At 53.1% G+C, this 17,141-nt stretch carries 20 protein-coding genes and 1 other RNA gene; 12 read left to right on the top strand and 9 right to left on the bottom strand.

What is annotated here, in order from left to right; all coding sequences use genetic code 11:
• The first annotated feature begins 2 nt into the window (after positions 1-2).
• Both GGE09_RS16350 and GGE09_RS16345 read left to right on the top strand, forming a co-directional pair.
• Entirely contained in the window at positions 3-443 is a 441-nt protein-coding gene (locus GGE09_RS16350; protein WP_309747236.1) for a cupin domain-containing protein, read from the top strand.
• 1 nt (position 444) lies between these two features.
• A complete protein-coding gene (locus GGE09_RS16345; RefSeq protein ID WP_309747235.1) occupies positions 445-1,611 on the top strand; it encodes a Xaa-Pro peptidase family protein in 1,167 nt (388 codons plus the stop codon).
• A 101-nt stretch (positions 1,612-1,712) separates the two neighbouring features.
• Here the strand turns inward: GGE09_RS16345 and GGE09_RS16340 are convergent, their stop codons facing one another.
• The 5 genes from GGE09_RS16340 to GGE09_RS16320 all read right to left on the bottom strand — a co-directional run bounded on the left by GGE09_RS16340 (position 1,713) and on the right by GGE09_RS16320 (position 4,870).
• Positions 1,713-2,873: an acyl-CoA dehydrogenase family protein gene (locus tag GGE09_RS16340; protein ID WP_309747234.1), complete on the bottom strand. Its 1,161-nt coding sequence runs from the start codon at positions 2,871-2,873 to the stop codon at positions 1,713-1,715.
• Between the two features lie 13 nt (positions 2,874-2,886).
• Positions 2,887-3,105, bottom strand: coding sequence for a hypothetical protein (locus tag GGE09_RS16335; RefSeq protein ID WP_309747233.1), 219 nt, complete (start codon positions 3,103-3,105; stop codon positions 2,887-2,889).
• Positions 3,074-3,685 carry a glutathione S-transferase N-terminal domain-containing protein gene (locus tag GGE09_RS16330; RefSeq protein ID WP_309747232.1) on the bottom strand — a complete coding sequence of 204 codons (612 nt, stop codon included), beginning with the start codon at positions 3,683-3,685 and terminating at the stop codon, positions 3,074-3,076. The genes GGE09_RS16335 and GGE09_RS16330 overlap by 32 nt, the downstream gene beginning before the upstream one ends.
• 134 nt (positions 3,686-3,819) lie before the next feature.
• Positions 3,820-4,179 carry an antibiotic biosynthesis monooxygenase gene (locus tag GGE09_RS16325; RefSeq protein ID WP_309747231.1) on the bottom strand — a complete coding sequence of 120 codons (360 nt, stop codon included), beginning with the start codon at positions 4,177-4,179 and terminating at the stop codon, positions 3,820-3,822.
• A 151-nt stretch (positions 4,180-4,330) separates the two neighbouring features.
• Positions 4,331-4,870: a DUF992 domain-containing protein gene (locus GGE09_RS16320; RefSeq protein WP_309747230.1), complete on the bottom strand. Its 540-nt coding sequence runs from the start codon at positions 4,868-4,870 to the stop codon at positions 4,331-4,333.
• 345 nt (positions 4,871-5,215) lie between these two features.
• Here GGE09_RS16320 and GGE09_RS16315 point away from each other — a divergent pair, with 345 nt between their 5' ends.
• Together GGE09_RS16315 and GGE09_RS16310 are read left to right on the top strand one after the other, a co-directional pair.
• The gene (locus tag GGE09_RS16315) at positions 5,216-5,425 is read left to right on the top strand and encodes a cold-shock protein (protein WP_309747229.1); all 210 of its coding nucleotides are present in this window, start codon (positions 5,216-5,218) and stop codon (positions 5,423-5,425) included.
• 144 nt (positions 5,426-5,569) lie between these two features.
• Positions 5,570-6,082, top strand: coding sequence for an REP-associated tyrosine transposase (locus GGE09_RS16310; protein WP_309747228.1), 513 nt, complete (start codon positions 5,570-5,572; stop codon positions 6,080-6,082).
• 80 nt (positions 6,083-6,162) lie between these two features.
• Here GGE09_RS16310 and GGE09_RS16305 read toward each other — a convergent pair whose 3' ends face one another.
• Positions 6,163-6,963 (bottom strand): DUF3800 domain-containing protein, encoded by an 801-nt coding sequence (locus GGE09_RS16305; protein WP_309747227.1) that lies wholly within the window; start codon positions 6,961-6,963, stop codon positions 6,163-6,165.
• A gap of 18 nt (positions 6,964-6,981) precedes the next feature.
• Positions 6,982-7,899 (bottom strand): FAD-dependent thymidylate synthase, encoded by a 918-nt coding sequence (gene thyX, locus GGE09_RS16300; protein WP_309747226.1) that lies wholly within the window; start codon positions 7,897-7,899, stop codon positions 6,982-6,984.
• 223 nt (positions 7,900-8,122) lie between these two features.
• Between thyX and GGE09_RS16295 the strand changes: the two genes are divergently transcribed.
• From GGE09_RS16295 to GGE09_RS16275, 5 genes are all read left to right on the top strand, one after another.
• Entirely contained in the window at positions 8,123-8,953 is an 831-nt protein-coding gene (locus GGE09_RS16295) for a hypothetical protein (protein WP_309747225.1), read from the top strand.
• 20 nt (positions 8,954-8,973) lie between these two features.
• Positions 8,974-10,353, top strand: coding sequence for a surface lipoprotein assembly modifier (locus GGE09_RS16290; protein WP_309747224.1), 1,380 nt, complete (start codon positions 8,974-8,976; stop codon positions 10,351-10,353).
• An 89-nt stretch (positions 10,354-10,442) separates the two neighbouring features.
• Positions 10,443-11,129, top strand: a complete 687-nt coding sequence (locus GGE09_RS16285) for a DUF1194 domain-containing protein (protein ID WP_309747223.1) — start codon at positions 10,443-10,445, stop codon at positions 11,127-11,129.
• A gap of 38 nt (positions 11,130-11,167) precedes the next feature.
• The gene (locus tag GGE09_RS16280; RefSeq protein ID WP_309747222.1) at positions 11,168-11,932 is read left to right on the top strand and encodes a DUF1194 domain-containing protein; all 765 of its coding nucleotides are present in this window, start codon (positions 11,168-11,170) and stop codon (positions 11,930-11,932) included.
• Positions 11,933-11,984: 52 nt separating this feature from the next.
• A complete protein-coding gene (locus tag GGE09_RS16275; RefSeq protein WP_309747221.1) occupies positions 11,985-12,671 on the top strand; it encodes a DUF1194 domain-containing protein in 687 nt (228 codons plus the stop codon).
• A gap of 6 nt (positions 12,672-12,677) precedes the next feature.
• Here the strand turns inward: GGE09_RS16275 and GGE09_RS16270 are convergent, their stop codons facing one another.
• Positions 12,678-13,511 carry a substrate-binding domain-containing protein gene (locus GGE09_RS16270; protein WP_309747220.1) on the bottom strand — a complete coding sequence of 278 codons (834 nt, stop codon included), beginning with the start codon at positions 13,509-13,511 and terminating at the stop codon, positions 12,678-12,680.
• A 93-nt stretch (positions 13,512-13,604) separates the two neighbouring features.
• On the opposite strand from GGE09_RS16270, the gene GGE09_RS16265 reads away from it, so the two are divergent.
• Positions 13,605-13,958, top strand: coding sequence for a LysR family transcriptional regulator (locus GGE09_RS16265; protein WP_309747219.1), 354 nt, complete (start codon positions 13,605-13,607; stop codon positions 13,956-13,958).
• Between the two features lie 49 nt (positions 13,959-14,007).
• Positions 14,008-14,360, top strand: a transfer-messenger RNA (tmRNA) gene (gene ssrA, locus GGE09_RS16260).
• 193 nt (positions 14,361-14,553) lie between these two features.
• Here ssrA and GGE09_RS16255 read toward each other — a convergent pair.
• Positions 14,554-16,104: a Hint domain-containing protein gene (locus GGE09_RS16255; protein WP_309747218.1), complete on the bottom strand. Its 1,551-nt coding sequence runs from the start codon at positions 16,102-16,104 to the stop codon at positions 14,554-14,556.
• Positions 16,105-16,607: 503 nt separating this feature from the next.
• Between GGE09_RS16255 and GGE09_RS16250 the strand changes: the two genes are divergently transcribed.
• Positions 16,608-17,096, top strand: coding sequence for a ClpXP protease specificity-enhancing factor SspB (locus GGE09_RS16250; RefSeq protein WP_309747217.1), 489 nt, complete (start codon positions 16,608-16,610; stop codon positions 17,094-17,096).
• The last annotated feature ends 45 nt before the right edge of the window (positions 17,097-17,141 follow it).

The raw sequence follows: 17,141 nt of genomic DNA, 5'->3' as shown, positions 1-17,141 counted from the left end.
ACATGACTACTATGGACAAATATTTCATCTACCCCGCCGACGTGGACAATTACGGCTTTGACTGGGGACGGTTTGCGCCCACCACTGGGCCCGAGGTGAACGGTGCGACGAAGTTTTCCGCAGGCGTGGTCTTTGTCCCACCCGGTCAGGGCCACAGCCGCCACAACCACCCTGACGCTGAAGAAATCATCTTTGTTCTTAGTGGCACAGGCGAACAAATGGTCGAGGATGAAAACGGCATCCCCGAAACCCGAGAGGTCAGCGCAGGCTGCACCATTTTTGTTCCCGACAGCCGTTTTCATTCCACCTTGAACACAGGCAGTCAGCCGATGCAGTTGTTTGTAGTCTACTCCCCCACAGGTCCCGAAAAACTGCTGCGGGACGCGCCTGATTTCCATATTATCCCTGCTACAAAAGACGCCGCAAAGGGCAAGGCAGACTAATATGACCTCCGCATCGCTTCACTATTCGTTTTCCCATCTTGATGATCTGATGGACGCCGCAGGGCTTGATGCCCTGCTGGTCACTTCGAAACACAATGTGCGCTATCTGCTTGGTGGCTATCAGTTCATCTTTTTTGCCGGAATGGACGCCATCGGCCACAGCCGTTACTTGCCGGTGTTTGTCTATGTCAAAGGCGCTGTGGAGAAGACCGCCTATGTGGGCAATAAAATGGAGGGCGGCGAGCATGAGAACCATCCGTTCTGGCCGGACAGCGTCTATACCATGTCCTGGACCAGTCTGGATTCCACACAACAGGCGTTGGATCATCTGGCCAAAGTCGGCGTGACCACGGGGCGGATCGGGGTGGAACCGTCCTTTCTGCCGATGAATGCCCATCAGATGATCACCGAGCAGATGCCAAACATTGCACTTGTGGATGCCACAGCCGTTCTTGAAGAATTACGCGCGGTTAAATCCGAAGCCGAGCTGGTGCAATTGCGACAAGCCTCGGAGTTGATCACCCAAGCCATGCAAGCCACAATCGCCGCATCTATGGCAGGCGACAGTAAATTCCACATCATTGATCGCCTACGACAGGAAGAAACCAAACGGGGGCTGGCCTTTGAATATTGCCTTTTGACACTGGGCAGCAGCCACAACCGCGCCGCATCAACCCAGACTTGGGAAAAGGGCGAGGTTCTTTCGATCGATTCCGGCGGCAATCTGAACGGCTATATTGGGGATATCTGTCGCATGGGCGTGCTTGGTGAACCAGATACCGAGTTACAAGACCTGTTGGCGGAAATTGAGACCACGCAGCAAGCCGCCTTTGCCAAAATCCGTGCAGGGACCACAGGCGCTGACGTGATTGCCGCAGGCGAGGCTTGCCGCGCGGCACAGCCCAATGCGGCCTGCACCGATTTCTTTGCCCATGGCATGGGGCTAATCAGCCATGAAGCGCCATTCCTGATGACCAACCACCCTGTCGCCTATGAAAACCGCGATGCGGATAAACCGCTTCGCGCCAATACGATCCTGTCGGTGGAAACCACCATGCTGCATCCCAAACGGGGCTTCATCAAGCTGGAAGACACGCTGCGGGTCACAGACAGTGGATACGAATTATTCGGAACGCAGGGACGTGGCTGGAACAGAGGCAGCATTTAAAAGATTAAAAGCCTCCGGCGGGGATATTGGACAAACAAAAAAGGCTCTTTTTGGGGCAAATATCCTGAGGGGGTACGGGGGCAGACTGCCCCCGTTTGTTGTTAACGCTCGTTCTTGCGGGCTTTGATCATGTTGCGGGCGATGACCAATTGCTGGATCTGGGTGGTGCCTTCATAGATGCGGAACAGGCGCACATCGCGGTAAAAGCGTTCTATTGCGTATTCAGACATGTAACCTGCACCACCGTGGATTTGCACGGCGCGGTCAGCCACACGGCCCACCATTTCGCTTGCGTACATTTTACAGCAGGCTGCATCTGTGGTGACCACTTCGTTGCGGTCTTTGGCGCGGGCGGTTTCCAGCACCATGCAACGGGCGGCAAAGGACTCGGCGCGGCTGTCTGCCAACATGGCTTGGATCAACTGGAATTCTGCAATAGGTTGGCCGAATTGCTTGCGCTCCATTGCATAATCCAAACTGTCCGAGATCAGACGTTCGGCCGCCCCCACGCAAACAGCAGAAATATGCAGGCGTCCGCGGTCAAGAACTTTCATGGCGGTGCGAAAGCCCTGCCCTGTTTTTTCGCCCAGAACCGCGGATGCAGGCACACGGCAGTTTTCGAAAATCACGTCACTGGTCAACGATCCCTGCTGGCCCATTTTGCGATCGACAGGACCAGTAGACAGACCCGGAGTCCCCGCTTCGACCAGAAATGCGGTGATGCTGCCCTCTGGGTTTTCGGGATCTTCGGTGCGGGCAAATACGGTGAACAGCCCTGCGTGCGGTGCGTTGGTGATAAAGCGTTTGGTGCCGTTCAGGATGAAATCATCGCCGTCCCGTTTGGCGGATGTACGCAATGAGCGGGCGTCTGACCCTGCCTCGGCTTCGGTCAACGCGAAGGAAGCGATCATTTCACCGCTGGCAAGTTTGGGCAGGTAATGCTGTTTTTGCGCCTCTGTCCCATCCATGATCAAGCCTTGCGAGCCGATACCGTTGTTGGTGCCCAACAGGGATCTGAACGCCGGCGAGGTTCTGCCCAACTCGAATGCGAGATTGACCTCTTCTTCCATGCCAAGACCCAGACCACCGTATTCTTCGGGGATCGACAGGCCGAACAGACCCAAATCCCGCATTTCGGCGCGGATGTCTTCGGGGATGTTGTTTGTATCCGCGACTATAGCCTCGTTTGGCACCAGACGTTCGCGCACAAAGCGTTCCAGCGTGTTTTTCAAAAGGTCGAAAGTTTCGGGATCAAGTGCCATAGTATCCTCGGTTTTATGTCAGTAAATCCCGCGCCAAACGAGCTTGGGGGCGGGTAAGATGCGGGTCACAGCGGACCTGCGGGTCGGGCCAGCGTATCACTGCCGCTTTGGCCGTGACCAGTGGCGTGGCGCGGTTTTTCCCGATGCGCCGCCTGTAACGCTGCGCAACGGGGTAAAAGATCGGGGTGCCCGCCACCGTTTCAGGAAGAATACAGCCCTTTGGAATTGGCAAAGCCCGCCCGTGCGCGCAGTCGGGTCAGGCAGCTCGCTAGATTTTTAGGCAGTTCAAAACCGTCCGCCGCCGCCCAGTCCAGAATGTAAAACAATGCGCCATCCGCAATGCTGATCGGCCCCATCAGATATTCCTGATCGGCCAACATTTCTGACAGCACATTTAACCCGTTTTCCACCTGCGTCCGGCCATGGCTGCGCAAAGCGTCTTGGGCGTCTGTGTCGGAGACGAATTTCTGTGGGACTTTGACAAAGGTAAAGCCCCGCATGTGGACCGATCCCACCATGAAATCCAAGGCCGCAAGAGTGCGTGTCTGGACCATTAGATCGCCGGGCCAAAGTTGTGGCGCCAATGACTGCCCGATCCAATAGGCGATCGACTGAAACTCTGTCAGGACGGTGCCGTCTTTCAGTTTTAACGCGGGGACTTTACCTTTGGGGTTTTGCGCACGGTATTCAGGTGTGTTTTGCTCACCTGTGCGCACGTTCACCACTTGGGTGTCAAAGGCTATCCCCGCCTCGTCCAGCAGATACAGAATACCGTTGGAACAGCTTCCCGGGGAATGAAATAATGTCAGCATTTTTGGCCCTCCAAGCCACAAGACCCGCAGCTTCTACAGGGAGTAGAACGCGGATCTTTGTATCAGGTTCAAGCAGATAGGATCATTGTCCCTGCGCCAAGGCAAGGCCGTTTAAGGCATAGGTTCAGCGCTATTTAACGAGAGAAACCTGCAATCAAATCCTGATGGGTTGCGCCAAGCCCTGCAAGCGCATTGCGAACCTCTTCGTTGGCGGGACCGTAAACGGTGAAGGATACAGGCGCAAAGGCGGCCATAAAGCGATCCGCGAATTTTGCGCCGAAATTGCCCAGATGAACCATTACGGCAGCATTATCTGCATAGCGTTCCAACACGGTGCAACGGGTTTTATCGGCGTTCAGATAATATTCATAGGTCAGCGCACCGGGTTCATCTGCCTGCGTGGCTTTGGCCATTTCTGTGACCAAAGGCAGAACCGCGTCGGCCTGCCCTACCTGAATCTCCATTTCCAGAACCCATTCGATTGCTGTGCTCATAACGATCCCTCCCAAAGATATATGGCTGAGTGTAGCACGGGTTATTCGCGAATGGGGATTATGTTTGCGGGCCGTGTAAAAGGCATTGGAACATAAAAAACGCCCGCAGCAAAAGCTGCGAGCGCAGGGAGGGGACGACAACGTGGGGAGGTTATTCGTTGTAGTCGAGGTTGAATTTTTCAATACCAACTGCAACGCCAACACCGGTTGTGCCAGAAATCGCGGCGGGCTGCAGGGCGAACGAACGGTCAAGCCCGCCAACCAACAAGTGGCCACCACCACCCGCACCCAGCGTCGCATCTGCTGTTGCGCCGATAAAGTTGCCAGCCAGTCCGCCTTTTTCAAGACCGGATGTGGGGGCAAACACATACCAAACCATGGTTTCAACCTTTTGCGCCGTCAGATCGACGCCAACTTTGCGCGCGGTCCCTGTGTAATGTTCAACGACACCGGTATCGGCAGGAACATAGGCGCAATCAAACGTCGCTTTTGAGAAAACAATCAGGTTTTCGCGATCGGATTGCGCACAAGTCAGTTCACCCACTTGGACTTTGTTATCCCAGTTCAACGGCGCGGCCAATTCGGACGCGTTGGAATCCTTTGGGGTCGCCTCATCAGCCTGCACGGCGAATGGCAGTGTGGCAGCGGCGATCAAAGTGGCGGCGGCGGTTCGTGTAAATGTACGGTTCATATCGTGTCCTTTTCTGTTGCATCTCATGTGCTACGAAAAGGTAACGCGCGGTTTGGCGGATGGTTCCAACACGGCCGCAAAAACTTTGAACCATGGCTGGATTTAGCGAACCACAGGGCCGGATACGCCCCCAGATCGTATAAAACAGGCGGTAAAAGGCAAAAATCGACAGAATAGAAGCAACGAACCCTTTGCATTTGGGAAAAAATGCTGCATAGAGACCCCGTGAAGCCGTCTTTCACACGTTCCGTTCTTCTTCTTTGTTGCAGACGCGGGTACCGACTAGAGACCAGACTGCACCAAGCCGCCACATACTGTGGGTGGTACTAAATTAGGAGACTTACGATGGCTAATGGCACCGTAAAATGGTTTAACGCAACTAAAGGTTTCGGCTTTATCGAGCCTGAAGCTGGTGGTGATGATGTATTCGTGCACATTTCTGCTGTTGAACGTGCTGGTCTTTCCGGCCTGAACGACAACGACAAAGTATCATACGAAATCGAACAAGGCCGCGACGGTAAATCCTCCGCTGGTCAACTGGCAATGCGCGATTAATTTGCGCACGGCAGGGTACGCCCTGCTGGCTAGACGATTGAAACGCTCGCAGGGAAACCTGCGGGCGTTTTTCGTTTGTGATGGTGTTACGCCCACTACTTTGACGTTAGGTATTTATTAACTGAAATCGTGCAGCTTCCGGTGATGCCGAATTACATACGACCGGTCCAAAACGGGGCCTGTGTTTTTTTAACCGTCACTCTTGCGGACCGAAGATCGCAACTTTTACTTCACGAAGTTGAGGCATTGCGTGATGCCATAAGGCAAACCCAACGCAATTGGCCGTTCAAGGTAAATGCATTTGTCGTTTTGCCAAACCATTTTCATGCCGTCATAACACTTCCAGCCGAGGATGCAGCCTATTCAACGCGGGTCCGGGTGATCAAAAGCCGGTTTTCCCGAAAGTTTGCGCGGCAGAATTTACGGCAAAGCCATATAAAACGCAGTGAGCGGGGGATTTGGCAACGACGCTTTTGGGAACACCATATTCGCGGACCCGACGATTACGCAGCCCATGTGCGATATTGTTGGAACAACCCCGTAAAACATGGATTGGTTGAAAGGCCTAGCGATTGGCCCTATTCATCCATCCACCGCGACACCCAAAGGGGGTTGGTTCCACCCGAATGGACCGATCAATTTGCGCGAACACCGTAGGGTGCGTGGTTCCCACGCACCATTGTAGGATAGAAACGGAAGTGCGGTGCGTGGAAACCACGCACCCTACGCTTGCACTTTTAGCGGTTCGGCAATCTTGCTCGCGCATTTCGAACAATTTTCTCTACGTCATGATCCAACTTCAATTGCTCAAGGTTGTGAATACATTTTAAGCCGGCACTGGTTACTACACCCTTAGTATCACCTGCGAACCTAGAGCTAAGCTCCTGAAAATACCTTGGCTCGGGAATTTCGTAATTACTGGGGATTTTGTTTCCCAATTGGTACACTGCGTGGGCTACAAAATCTGCAATTTCCAGTAAATCCTCCTCACCTTTAGCTTTGGTTGTGATGGAAAAAGGATTTAAAACTCGCAAGGAGAAAGACTTAGGGTTCAAAGGGTTTTTCTTGACCTTCCCTACATATCTAATCAGTCGGTCGTAGTCATGGTTCCTACGTTCCAAAGTCACCTGAATATCGTCAGCCTTTGCACCAGCGGTAATCAAGTAGTCGCAGATCCTTTCAAGTAGGTAAGAAACACACTTATTGTAGAATTTCTGTGGGTCGGCCTCGATCGTCTCTTTGTAGATGCCCAAAGTTGCTTTGTTGGAAATTAAAGCGAATAGGCGAACTTGAAGATTTCCAATACTCCGAGCCAAAAGAACCTTTTCCGAATGACCTAAGTCCGTAGCGTGTTTCCAATTCGTTTTACCAATTTTTTGCTTAAACGCATCAAGTGTCTGGCGTGCTTTATTTTCTGCCTCTGGCTGAAACACCGCTGCTCCAAGTACAAAATATGGCGAAGCACCTCGGCTGGCATCATTCCTTATTTTAGCAATGCCAGCCTCACCACTTTCATCAATATAGACCGTGAATTTCATATCACCTGTCCAGTTCTCTCACCCCACAACCTCCATAAACTCCCGCCATTCCCGCACGCTCATACCAACATCAGCAGCAGTCACTTCCTCACCTTTCAGCATTTTGCGCAGGGCTTCTACAGCGGGTTGTGACAGTTGTGCGCCACCCAACCGATAATCCTCAAACGCTTTATAGGCGTGGGGCACCCAATCCGCCACCAGCCGGCAGATTTCTTCGGCGTAGACGCGGATTTCGTATTGGGCGTGGGCATCGGCGCGCAGGCGCAGGAAGTGGAACAGGTTGTGCAGGTCCACCTTCCAATACCATTGGGTATAGATGTTGGCGGGCAGGTTCATCCGGGCCAGTTCGCGTGCCAGCGCAATGCCGCCGCCGTCCTCGCCGCCATCGTCGATCATGGTTTGATAGTTGTCATAGGCCCGCGCGCTGTCGGCTTTCAGCATTTCCAGCACCCGCTGTGCGTCCTCGCCCACAAGGGTTTCGCCCCTGCCCTGATTGTTGATAACAGATTGCCTGGCCAGATGTTCCTCGGCGGGAATATAGAATTCGCGGTCCAGAATCGAATAGCGGGCAGAGTATTCATTCACGTTGGCGGTCCGGTGGCGAATCCACTGGCGCGCCACGAAGACGGGCAGCTTTACATGCAGCTTGATTTCGCACATTTCAAACGGGGTCGAATGCCAGTGACGCATCAGATAGCGGATCAAACCCTCGTCGTTTTGCACCGCTTTGGTGCCCTTACCATAGGACACACGGGCGGCCTGCGTGATCGCGGAATCGTCGCCCATATAGTCAATGACACGTACAAAACCGTGGTCCAGAACCGGGTGCGCCGTATAGAGATGCTCCTCCATTCCGGGGGCAACAACACGACGGGTCTGGGCGGTTTGCGCCCGCTGGTCGGTAATTTCGGCCTGTTGTTCTGGCGTAAGTGGCATGGGGACGGTTCCTGTATATCTGACTCGCTGACCACTATATCTAGAAGCTGGCTTTTACGAAACACGATATGTGGCGGTTTTTGACGAATTTTTATGTCACACACTGCGCGATAGTTTTGCAACAGGTTGACGTCCGTGATCGTTGAAAAGATTGACAGAATCCGCAACCATACCGTTAGTGGGATCAACGAGGCAGTGATAATAAAAAAAGCAGGATATTCAAATGAGACTCTCATTGGCAGTCGCGGCGTCGGTCGCAACGCTCTTAAGCGCATGTGGTGGCGGCAGTTCTGATGGCACCGTGACAACACCCGGCTCTTCAACTGGCGGTACAGACGATGTTTCAGGCAGAAGCCCCGCCAAAGTATTATTGGTAGGTGACAATCAGGCAACCCGTCTGGAAAATGACGCCGACAACCGTCAAATCATCGTTGAAACTATCCCCTTTGATGACGAAGTTTTTGAAAGCCGGTTGGATCGCAACAGGGCTTTGGATCAAAACGGGTATCAAGCCTATTCCAGCGTTAGAGGCTTTGACAATTATACAGCGTTCCGTGGGGAATCGAGCACGGGTGACGTAGCTGTTATTGTCGTTAACTCTGGCGAATACATTGACCATGGCTACAGTGGCGCCACCTATGAACGCGGCACAACCACCTACTTGCCGAACGAAACGCAGCGCGCTTATTACGAAGGCAAATATATCGGAACCCGTACAAGCGATGTGGGAGGCGGTATGGATATCATCAACGCCGATGCGAAAATGGAAGCCGATTTCTCGGATGACACATTCCGCGGTTGGATCACCAACCGAACACTGACCCAAAATGATACTGGTGTTGAGGTTGGCAGTGACATTACGCTGAAAAACTCGATTATTGATCGGGACAACTCTACCTTCCAGGGCGAAGTCGTGCAGAATGTGGGTGGCACAGACGGCGATGGCATCTACAGTGGTGTTTTTGGCGGTGATGAAGGTCAGGAAACGGCAGGCTATATCGTCACAACTGTGGGCGATACCCGCGAACTGGGCGTCTTCACTGCTGAACGATAGTTAAAAGGACCGCTGGGGGCATGCGGCACTTTTTCACCAAACTTGCAACTGTAGCAGCGGTCGGCCTTGGGCTGGCCGTTTCAGTTGGCTTTGCAGCACCTTTGTCCCTTTCCCCCGAAGAAGCCAGCGTCTTGGCCTGGACCTCGCTTGAAAAGAACCGCCCCCATATCACGCTGCAAATCGCGGATGCATTAAAAGATCAAGATCCGAACAATTTTGAAGCCGCTTTGTTGCGGGGCGAGGCTTTGCGCACCATGCGCCAATCCAAAGCTGCGAAGACAGCGGCATTGGAAGCTTGGGATCTGGCCCAGACCCAAGACCATAAATTCAACGCGGCCCATCTGGTGGCGAAAACCTATTTTGCGGACGGCGCAAAAATGCGGGCCCAGTTCTGGCTGCGCCGCGCCGCGCAGAACGCGCCCAACGAAAAGGCGCGCAAGCTGGCAAAACGGGATTTCAACTTTGTGCGGCGTAACAAGCCTGTTAGCACCGCCCTGTCATTTTCGGTTTTCCCCAGTTCAAACATCAACAACGGCTCAACCAATGACGAGCTGATCATCGGCGGCCTGCCCTTTCGTATCCCATCCTCAGGGCAACCCCATTCCGGCACGGGGATCACGCTTGGAATAACAACAAACTACCGCAAGTCGTTGAACGAAAACACATTACTGCGCCTTGGGTTCAGCGCCACTGGCACCACCTACAAGCTGTCCAAAGCGTCAAAAGCGATTGGATCGGGGAAAAAAGGCTCTGACTTTGCCTATGCAGGCTTGGAACTGCAGGCGGGCATCACCCTGTTTCCAAAGGCGTATAAGGCACCGGGCTGGGGACCAACGCGGTTTGACATGGCCTTGGGCCGAAACTGGTATGGCGGTAGCCCCCTGTCCAATTACGCCCGCGTCAGTGTCGGGCAGGATTACAATATTTCCAAAACCACCCTCGTGCGCGCCCGCATCGGGCTTGAACGGCAAAACCGGCTGGATTCCGACAGCGCCTCGGCGAATGTGGCCAGTGTGAACCTTGATATGCGCCACGGGTTCAAAAATCGGGCGCTGGTTGGCTATGGGGTGTCTGCCCGCAACACCTCCTCGCAGTCTAATGTGGTCGAAAGCAAAGTTGTCGGCGCCCATGTGTCCTATACGCCGCCTCCCCTGCCAATAGATGTGGTGCCCACCTTCTCGCTTAATCTGGAACGTACAGAGTATAGCAACCTGAATATCAACGGCGTCCAACGCAGTGACGAGCGGGCACGGGCCACAGTTTCGGTACTGTTCCCCAAGATCAATTACTACGGGTTTGCGCCGACTGTGAACGTCAGTGCCAGCAAAACCAATTCCTCAATTCCGATTTATTCCACCCGTGACTTACGGATGAACCTGGGCTTTAAATCCACCTTTTAGGCTGTTGCGATGGCACACCTGTGATCGGCATATGATTGCCGCAAGCCTGTCCTGCCGCTAACGTGAAGGTAGGTTTAAAAGGTTAAGGCATGTCCAAAGCCGTAAAATCACTGACACATTGGGCCTGCGCCATGGTGGTCACAGGCGCAAGCGCACTCTCTGCACAGGCCTGCGGTGTGGCCCTTGCGCTGGCTGTGGATGTGTCAGGCTCGGTTGATGACTATGAATATGATCTGCAAATGGGTGGACTGGCAGCCGCTTTGCGCGATGGATTGGTAGCAGATGCGCTGATTACGGAACAAGCGGCCGTATTGGTCGTCCATTGGTCGGGGCAATCCCGACAAGCCGTCGTCGTTCCATGGCACCGTGTTTTGACAGAGGAAGACGCAGAAGCACTGGCCCGCAAAGTTGAAACCGTCCCCCGCAAATGGCGTAACTTTTCGACGGGAATAGGCGAGGCTCTGGCCTTTACCGCAAACCAATTCGGTGCCGTTTCGGATTGCGAACGACGTGTGATAGACGTGTCAGGCGATGGCACTTCAAACGAAGGTGCCGCCCCTGAAGACATCAAAGAAACCCTCGCGGCGGCCGGATTTGTGATCAACGGGCTGTCGATCGAGGGAGAAACCGCCCAATTAACCGAATACTACCGCCAAAAAGTGATTGCAGGTCCCAATTCATTCGTCCTCCCCGCCTTTGGATTTCGCGACTACCCGGAAAAAATCCGCAGGAAGTTGATCCGTGAGGTTACAAAACAGGTGGCTCATGTGGAGTGAGAACCCTAGAAACCGTTGATATGGCAGGATTTGGATATTTGAAAAACAAAAAGAGAATGGGGCGGATTGAGGTGTTGGAATTGCGTTTCAATGTTCCAGAAATACTCAAAACAGCAGGTCAAAGGTTAAGCGCTGCGCTTGTTTTAGGGCTGGTTTTGGGATTGGGCAGCACCGCGCAGGCCTGTCGGCAGGCATTGGTTCTGGCGATTGATGTATCTGCCAGCGTTTCGACGCCCGAATATTTGCTACAGCGTGACGGGTTGGTGCGCGCTTTGCGGGATCCACAGGTGGCGGACTGGATGATTGGTGCCACAGGGGCCGAGGTGGACCTGTTGGTGTTTGAATGGGGTGGGCAGACACATCAACGGATTTGGGTCGATTGGACGCGGATTACCGATCCAGGAGTTTTAGGCACGGTAGCCGATCGGGTTTCGCGGGTGCAGCGCAGTTCCGAAGGGGAATCCACGGGACTGGGTACAGCCCTTTTGTTTGGCGCACAACAATTGGCCACACGGCGGAATTGTTCAATGAAAACCATTGATGTATCGGGCGACGGTAAAAACAACGTCGGCCCCCGTCCCCGCGATGTACATGCCCGTCTTGAAGCAGAGGGCGTCACTGTGAACGCACTGGTCGTGGCCACCCGCGATGTGGCAGAACTGACTGCCTATTTTCAAGCCGAGGTGATCCTTGGCCCCAATAGCTTCATCGAAACCGCTGGTGGTTTTGAAGACTATGCCCGCGCCATCAAGCGCAAGATGTTGCGAGAGTTGGTCCCGGGGCTTGCAGCGTTACAGCGCTAGAAGCTTGGGGATTGTGATTTGTACAAAGGACAATCTGCTGTAGGTTTTGATTATGAAACAGATTGCCCTGCCTCTGTTGATCCTTTGGCTGACGTTGTGCACCACGCGAGCCGTTGCTGCTTGCGAGGTGGCTTTGGTGGTGGCGCTGGATGTGTCCCGCTCGGTGGATGCACAGGAATATCAGTTAATGCGCGACGGGATCGCCAGTGCCTTTGTGGATGATGAGGTTCTGGAATTGATCGAATGGATGCCTGGCGGCGTGATGGTCACTGTCACCCAATGGGGCGGTGCGGGGCAGCAGCGGCAGGTTGTGGACTGGCTTTTGCTGCAAGATAAAAGCAGCGTTGTGCGCTTTGTGGAAAAGCTGATCCAAGTGAGCCGTGGTTTTGACAAGGCCGCCACTTCGGTCTCTGAGGCGTTGATCCACGCCGACACTTTATTCGGGCAAAAAGCCGCCTTATGCCGCCGCCGCGTGATTGATGTTTCCGGCGACGGAATTTCCAATGACGGCCCGCAAGTGGTGCCTGTCTCTGTGGCGATTGGTCGAAAAGGTGTGACGATCAACGGGCTGGTTGTGAGTGGGGCGACCCCTGATCCGGTGAACTTTTACATCAAACGGGTGATCCGCGGGCCGTTTCCTTTTGTTGAAGTTGCCAACAGTTATGCTGATTATCCCCGCGCTATGAAACGTAAATTACTGCGGGAATTGGTGCCAAGATTTGCGGCCCTGACACCGTGATATGTGTCAGTGGGTTTGGGCTCCGCCCACCGCATTCGGGAAAAACAACTGCTGCCCCTCTCGCGTATAGGCCGCGATCAAATCCTGCCCGTGTTTGGACAACATCCAGTTGATAAACATCTGCGCCCCTGCCGTATTCACATGGGGATGTTTTTCTGGGTTCACCGCTATGATTCCGTATTGATTGAATAAATTTGCATCCCCTGCAAATAGGATTTCATGCTGGTCTTTGCCGGCAAAAGCGATCCAAGTGGCGCGGTCTGACAGAGTATAACCTTGGGATTCAACCGCAATCCGCAGGGTTGCGCCCATGCCTGCGCCGGTTTCGCGGTACCACCCTGCCCCGGATGGATCGAGTTTGATCCCTGCATCCTGCCACAAGGCCCGCTCTTTCTTATGGGTGCCACTGTCATCCCCGCGAGAGAAAAATGGCGCTTTGCCTTGGGATAAAAGACCCAGAACCTCGGGCAGTGTTTTGGTATTGCCGACCCCGTCCGGATCCGTCTTTGGGCCGATCAAGACGAAATCATTATACATCAGATCGAAGCGTTTCACGCCCATTCCGTCAGCAACGAACTTCTCCTCGGCGGTTTTCGCGTGGACCAGCAGCACATCCGCATCCCCGTTGCGCGCGTTTTTGATCGCCTGACCTGTACCAACCGCAACCACATCGACCCGCAGACCGGTTTCAGCCTGAAACAAAGGCAACAAATAGGAATACAGTCCGGAGTTTTCGGTAGACGTGGTGGATTGCACCAGTACCCGATCCGCATCCGCCACAGCGGGGTTGCTAAGAGCAGCAAAGGCCGCGAAAATGCCAAGAAATCTGAACAAACGCATGGGGGTCCTCCGGTTGGAAACTCAATGTGCTAAATTTAGCATATTGTGTCTATGCCTAGCCCGCGCGCGAAAACGGAACAAGAGCGAACCCTGATGAACCGTAAGAAAAACAACCGCAAAGCCGAGCGCATCGCCCTGACACCGCAGTTGCGTACCAAGGTTCTGGTGCAAAACGACATGATTGGCGGCGGTAAAATCGAACTGTTGCGGTTGATAGCCGACACTGGCTCTATCAGTGCGGCGGCAAAATCCATGGGACTTGGCTATCGGCGGGCGTGGTTTCTGATCGAAACCATCCAGCGCATTTTCGACCAGCCCGTTTTGATCAGTGAACGGGGCGGCACGGGTGGTGGCACAAAGCTGACTCCGTTTGGCACCGAACTTGTGCAGCGCCACGCAGCCTTTGATCAGCAAATTACCGATGCCGCAGCAGATTTTCTAGACTGACTGGGGGAGCATCAGAACTCTGCCCCAAATCGTGAAGCCTCTGCTGAAACCCCTTGAAACCCTGCCCCCGTGGCCCTATATCAGAAATGTCTCGCTTGCGGGACTATGGTGATAAACGCGCATGTAATAAACGGATCGGACCCGGGGGCGGTACCCGGCGACTCCACCAAAACACCTGTCTTTGCAGGGGGTATGGGGTCGAAATAGGATCGACGGACGTCTAAAGATGTTTGCTTTTGCTCGGTGAGTTACCACCGTTATCGGTACATTTAAGCTAGTTGCAAATGACAACAGAGCTCCAGTTGCCCTGGCTGCGTAAGCAGTCCGGAATACTGAAAACTTAGTCCTAGGCTTTGCAGCCTAGGCGGGGTCCGCAGGCACCTGGCAACAGAAGCCTGCACTTTCAACACACTTAGATAGTACGACTTATGGCGGGCACAGGCTCCGTCTTGCCGACTTTTGCTTTTTAGCTGCTCTGCTTTGCAAAGCACCCCGCAAGCACCTGACTAAAGATGACGAAGCATCCCCTATTCTTCGGCCACAAAAAAACGCCGCGGACGAGGCGGCGTTTTTAAGTTGGAGGGTAAGCTATTGACTAGCTTGCCATTTTGTCGGCCAACAAGCGGCCTTCAAAGCCTTTCAACATAGGGTAAGCTGGTGCAAATGCAGCCGCTTCTATGTTGCCATTTTCAGGTGAAAGTTCCGGGAACAGAGCGAAGAGTTCGGCACGGGCCTCTGATTTCATGCCCAGAACGGTGGCGCGGCAGGGATGGAAGCTCTCGGTCATCAGGCCCTGTGCGTCGATCACTTCATGTTCGTCAAAGACGATGTGGAAATAGGTCACACCTTCTGCCGGACTTTGGTTGGTGACGGTGATGTCATTGACCAGCGCATGGGCGGGCACCAAGACTTTGTCACTGTCAAACAACAACTCTGCGCGCCAGTCTTCGACCAGAATTCTGTGCTGACGGGATACCGTCAGATCCTGCTCTGGCATGTTTTCACCAAAGGCATGGGCCGCAATTTTCACCGGACGCATGTTAGGATTTTGCACCATGGCAGCAGCCGACACTTGGGTCGAGCCGATCCAGCGGATTTCCTGCAACCCGTTGTCACGAGTCAGAATAGCATCACCTTTTTGCAAGGTTTCAACTGTTTTATATCCCGAATTCGTTAGGATTTTTGTTCCCGTCGCAAAACAGATGGTCACAGGAATAAGCAAACTGGTTGTGGACAAGGTGGCGCCACTGGAAAAATTCGCAACAGCTGTTACTTCGATATTGTCACCGGGCGCATAGGGCCAGCCGACAATATCATGGGCCGAAATACTGTACCCCAGCGGTGTCTGCACCAAAGTGCCATCACCAGGGGTAAACGTGTCATAGACCACTCCGTCCACCAACAAATCAACTGAATCCAGTGCCGGCAGTGGCGGAGGTGCAGTGATCACGTCCACCAGTTCGGACACATTCACAACCTTATCCGCACCGCCTGTATTGTCGATGACGTTCAAATCCCCCAAGTCCGAATTCGCGCCGACCCCAATTGCGGTTACTTTAGCGTTATAGGTGGATTCAAGCTGCGCCAGCTCATCAGCGGCATTATCGCCGCGATTGCGTTCACCGTCAGACAGGAAAACCACTGCGTTGGTGTCTGTTCCATCCACATCACCTGCCGCCTGCCAGGTATCTAGGACCTCATCCAAACCGGCCTCAAAGTTGGTATTGCCCCCTGCGTTCAAACCATCGACCGCCGCTTCAAATTCAGCCTGCTGGTCCAGAGTAAACGTCCCCAACGTGTTGCCGCCCGAATTATATTCAACCAGCGTAATCTCCACTGTGGATGGATCATATCCCGCATCCAGAAAGCTTTGAAACAGCGCCTTGGCGGCGATTTGTTCGGCTTCAAGGAATGTATCAAAATCACCATCCCCATCCACATCCGAGCCGGAATTAAACCCCGTTGATCCAGATGTATCCACCACCAGTGCAACATTGATATCAGGTGACAGACCATCTGTTGTGATCGAAACGTCCACAGGCAGCGTTTCATCTGTCCATGTGGGTGTGGTTAATTCGATTGTCGCGTCCAGCCCGTCAAAAGTACCGCTGTTCGAAGACGTTGTGGTTGAGGAGCCAAGAGCCATTATGTGTTTCCTTCACAAAATTTGAACGCTGCAAATCAGGTTTCGCGTTCAGCACTGAAACAGATTATGCCACAAAATTAACAATTTTTGAACTTTTTGTCCAATTTTTTCCACATTTTCGCCTTATTTTGAAAAATTGGAAAACAGGGCTTTGTTTGATCAACCCACGATTTTCAGGCATCGTTTTATACAATTGATTTAACAGCATAAAATGAAAGAATGGGCAGACTATATCGGTCCGACTCCGCCTAACTCACCACTTTTGAAAATTTAAAAACCCCCAGTATTTATCATTTTCTGTGCATTTTTTGAAGATTTTTAACAAAAATGGGCGTTTTTGCAGAATATCCGAGCAGCGATTTTCCCAATTTCAAGCAGAATTCAAAACAGTGATTCTACATCATTCAACCGCCTTGCAGGTAACTTCTTAACAACTTGCGCTTTCCATAAATGCGGAACAGGCTATTGTACTGGAAAGCCCCTAGAAACGGTTAACAAGAACTATGACTGACACAATTCCCTACGGCCAGCTAATGCACCGCGCCATGCGCGGGCTGATGCGCGAGCTATTGATCGATATTTCAAAGATCGGACATCTGCCGGGCGAGCATCATTTCTTTATCACATTTGACACCACACACCCCGGTGTCGACATCGCCGACTGGCTGCGCGCGCGCTATCCAGAAGACATGACCGTTGTGATGCAGCACTGGTTCGACAATCTGGTGGTCAGCGAAGACCGTTTCGCCGTTACCCTGAATTTCGGCGACCAACCCGAACCATTGGTCATTCCGTTTGATGCAATCCGCACCTTTGTGGACCCATCGGTCGAATTCGGGCTGCGGTTTGATTCCCATGAAGATGAAGACGAAATGGAACTCGACGACGTTCCCGAAAGCCCGATGATGGTGATCGAAGACGAAGAAGACGACGAGCCCACACCAAAAGGCGACGCTGAAGTTGTCTCGCTTGATAGTTTCCGCAAACACTGACTTCTTTTGAGTTGAAGTACCTCGGGGGTGTGGGGGCAGCGCCCC

The organism is Roseobacter sp. N2S (assembly GCF_031454055.1).
In the GTDB taxonomy this organism is placed as follows: domain Bacteria; phylum Pseudomonadota; class Alphaproteobacteria; order Rhodobacterales; family Rhodobacteraceae; genus Amylibacter.
The sequence above is the reverse complement of the archived record's forward strand: the minus strand, read 5'-3'. Positions and strand labels throughout refer to the sequence as shown.

Excerpts from the sequence above, each read along its gene's own strand:
- GGE09_RS16285 (WP_309747223.1), top strand. The coding sequence starts at position 10,443 with ATGTCCAAAGCCGTAAAATCACTGACACATTGGGCCTGCGCCATGGTG.
- GGE09_RS16315 (WP_309747229.1), top strand. The coding sequence starts at position 5,216 with ATGGCTAATGGCACCGTAAAATGGTTTAACGCAACTAAAGGTTTCGGC.
- GGE09_RS16320 (WP_309747230.1), bottom strand. The coding sequence starts at position 4,870 with ATGAACCGTACATTTACACGAACCGCCGCCGCCACTTTGATCGCCGCT.
- GGE09_RS16325 (WP_309747231.1), bottom strand. The coding sequence starts at position 4,179 with ATGAGCACAGCAATCGAATGGGTTCTGGAAATGGAGATTCAGGTAGGG.
- GGE09_RS16330 (WP_309747232.1), bottom strand. The coding sequence starts at position 3,685 with ATGCTGACATTATTTCATTCCCCGGGAAGCTGTTCCAACGGTATTCTG.
- GGE09_RS16305 (WP_309747227.1), bottom strand. The coding sequence starts at position 6,963 with ATGAAATTCACGGTCTATATTGATGAAAGTGGTGAGGCTGGCATTGCT.
- thyX (WP_309747226.1), bottom strand. The coding sequence starts at position 7,899 with ATGCCACTTACGCCAGAACAACAGGCCGAAATTACCGACCAGCGGGCG.
- GGE09_RS16290 (WP_309747224.1), top strand. The coding sequence starts at position 8,974 with ATGCGGCACTTTTTCACCAAACTTGCAACTGTAGCAGCGGTCGGCCTT.
- GGE09_RS16275 (WP_309747221.1), top strand. The coding sequence starts at position 11,985 with ATGAAACAGATTGCCCTGCCTCTGTTGATCCTTTGGCTGACGTTGTGC.
- GGE09_RS16350 (WP_309747236.1), top strand. The coding sequence starts at position 3 with ATGACTACTATGGACAAATATTTCATCTACCCCGCCGACGTGGACAAT.
- GGE09_RS16295 (WP_309747225.1), top strand. The coding sequence starts at position 8,123 with ATGAGACTCTCATTGGCAGTCGCGGCGTCGGTCGCAACGCTCTTAAGC.
- GGE09_RS16270 (WP_309747220.1), bottom strand. The coding sequence starts at position 13,511 with ATGCGTTTGTTCAGATTTCTTGGCATTTTCGCGGCCTTTGCTGCTCTT.
- GGE09_RS16250 (WP_309747217.1), top strand. The coding sequence starts at position 16,608 with ATGACTGACACAATTCCCTACGGCCAGCTAATGCACCGCGCCATGCGC.
- GGE09_RS16255 (WP_309747218.1), bottom strand. The coding sequence starts at position 16,104 with ATGGCTCTTGGCTCCTCAACCACAACGTCTTCGAACAGCGGTACTTTT.
- GGE09_RS16310 (WP_309747228.1), top strand. The coding sequence starts at position 5,570 with ATGCCGAATTACATACGACCGGTCCAAAACGGGGCCTGTGTTTTTTTA.
- GGE09_RS16340 (WP_309747234.1), bottom strand. The coding sequence starts at position 2,873 with ATGGCACTTGATCCCGAAACTTTCGACCTTTTGAAAAACACGCTGGAA.
- GGE09_RS16265 (WP_309747219.1), top strand. The coding sequence starts at position 13,605 with ATGAACCGTAAGAAAAACAACCGCAAAGCCGAGCGCATCGCCCTGACA.
- GGE09_RS16345 (WP_309747235.1), top strand. The coding sequence starts at position 445 with ATGACCTCCGCATCGCTTCACTATTCGTTTTCCCATCTTGATGATCTG.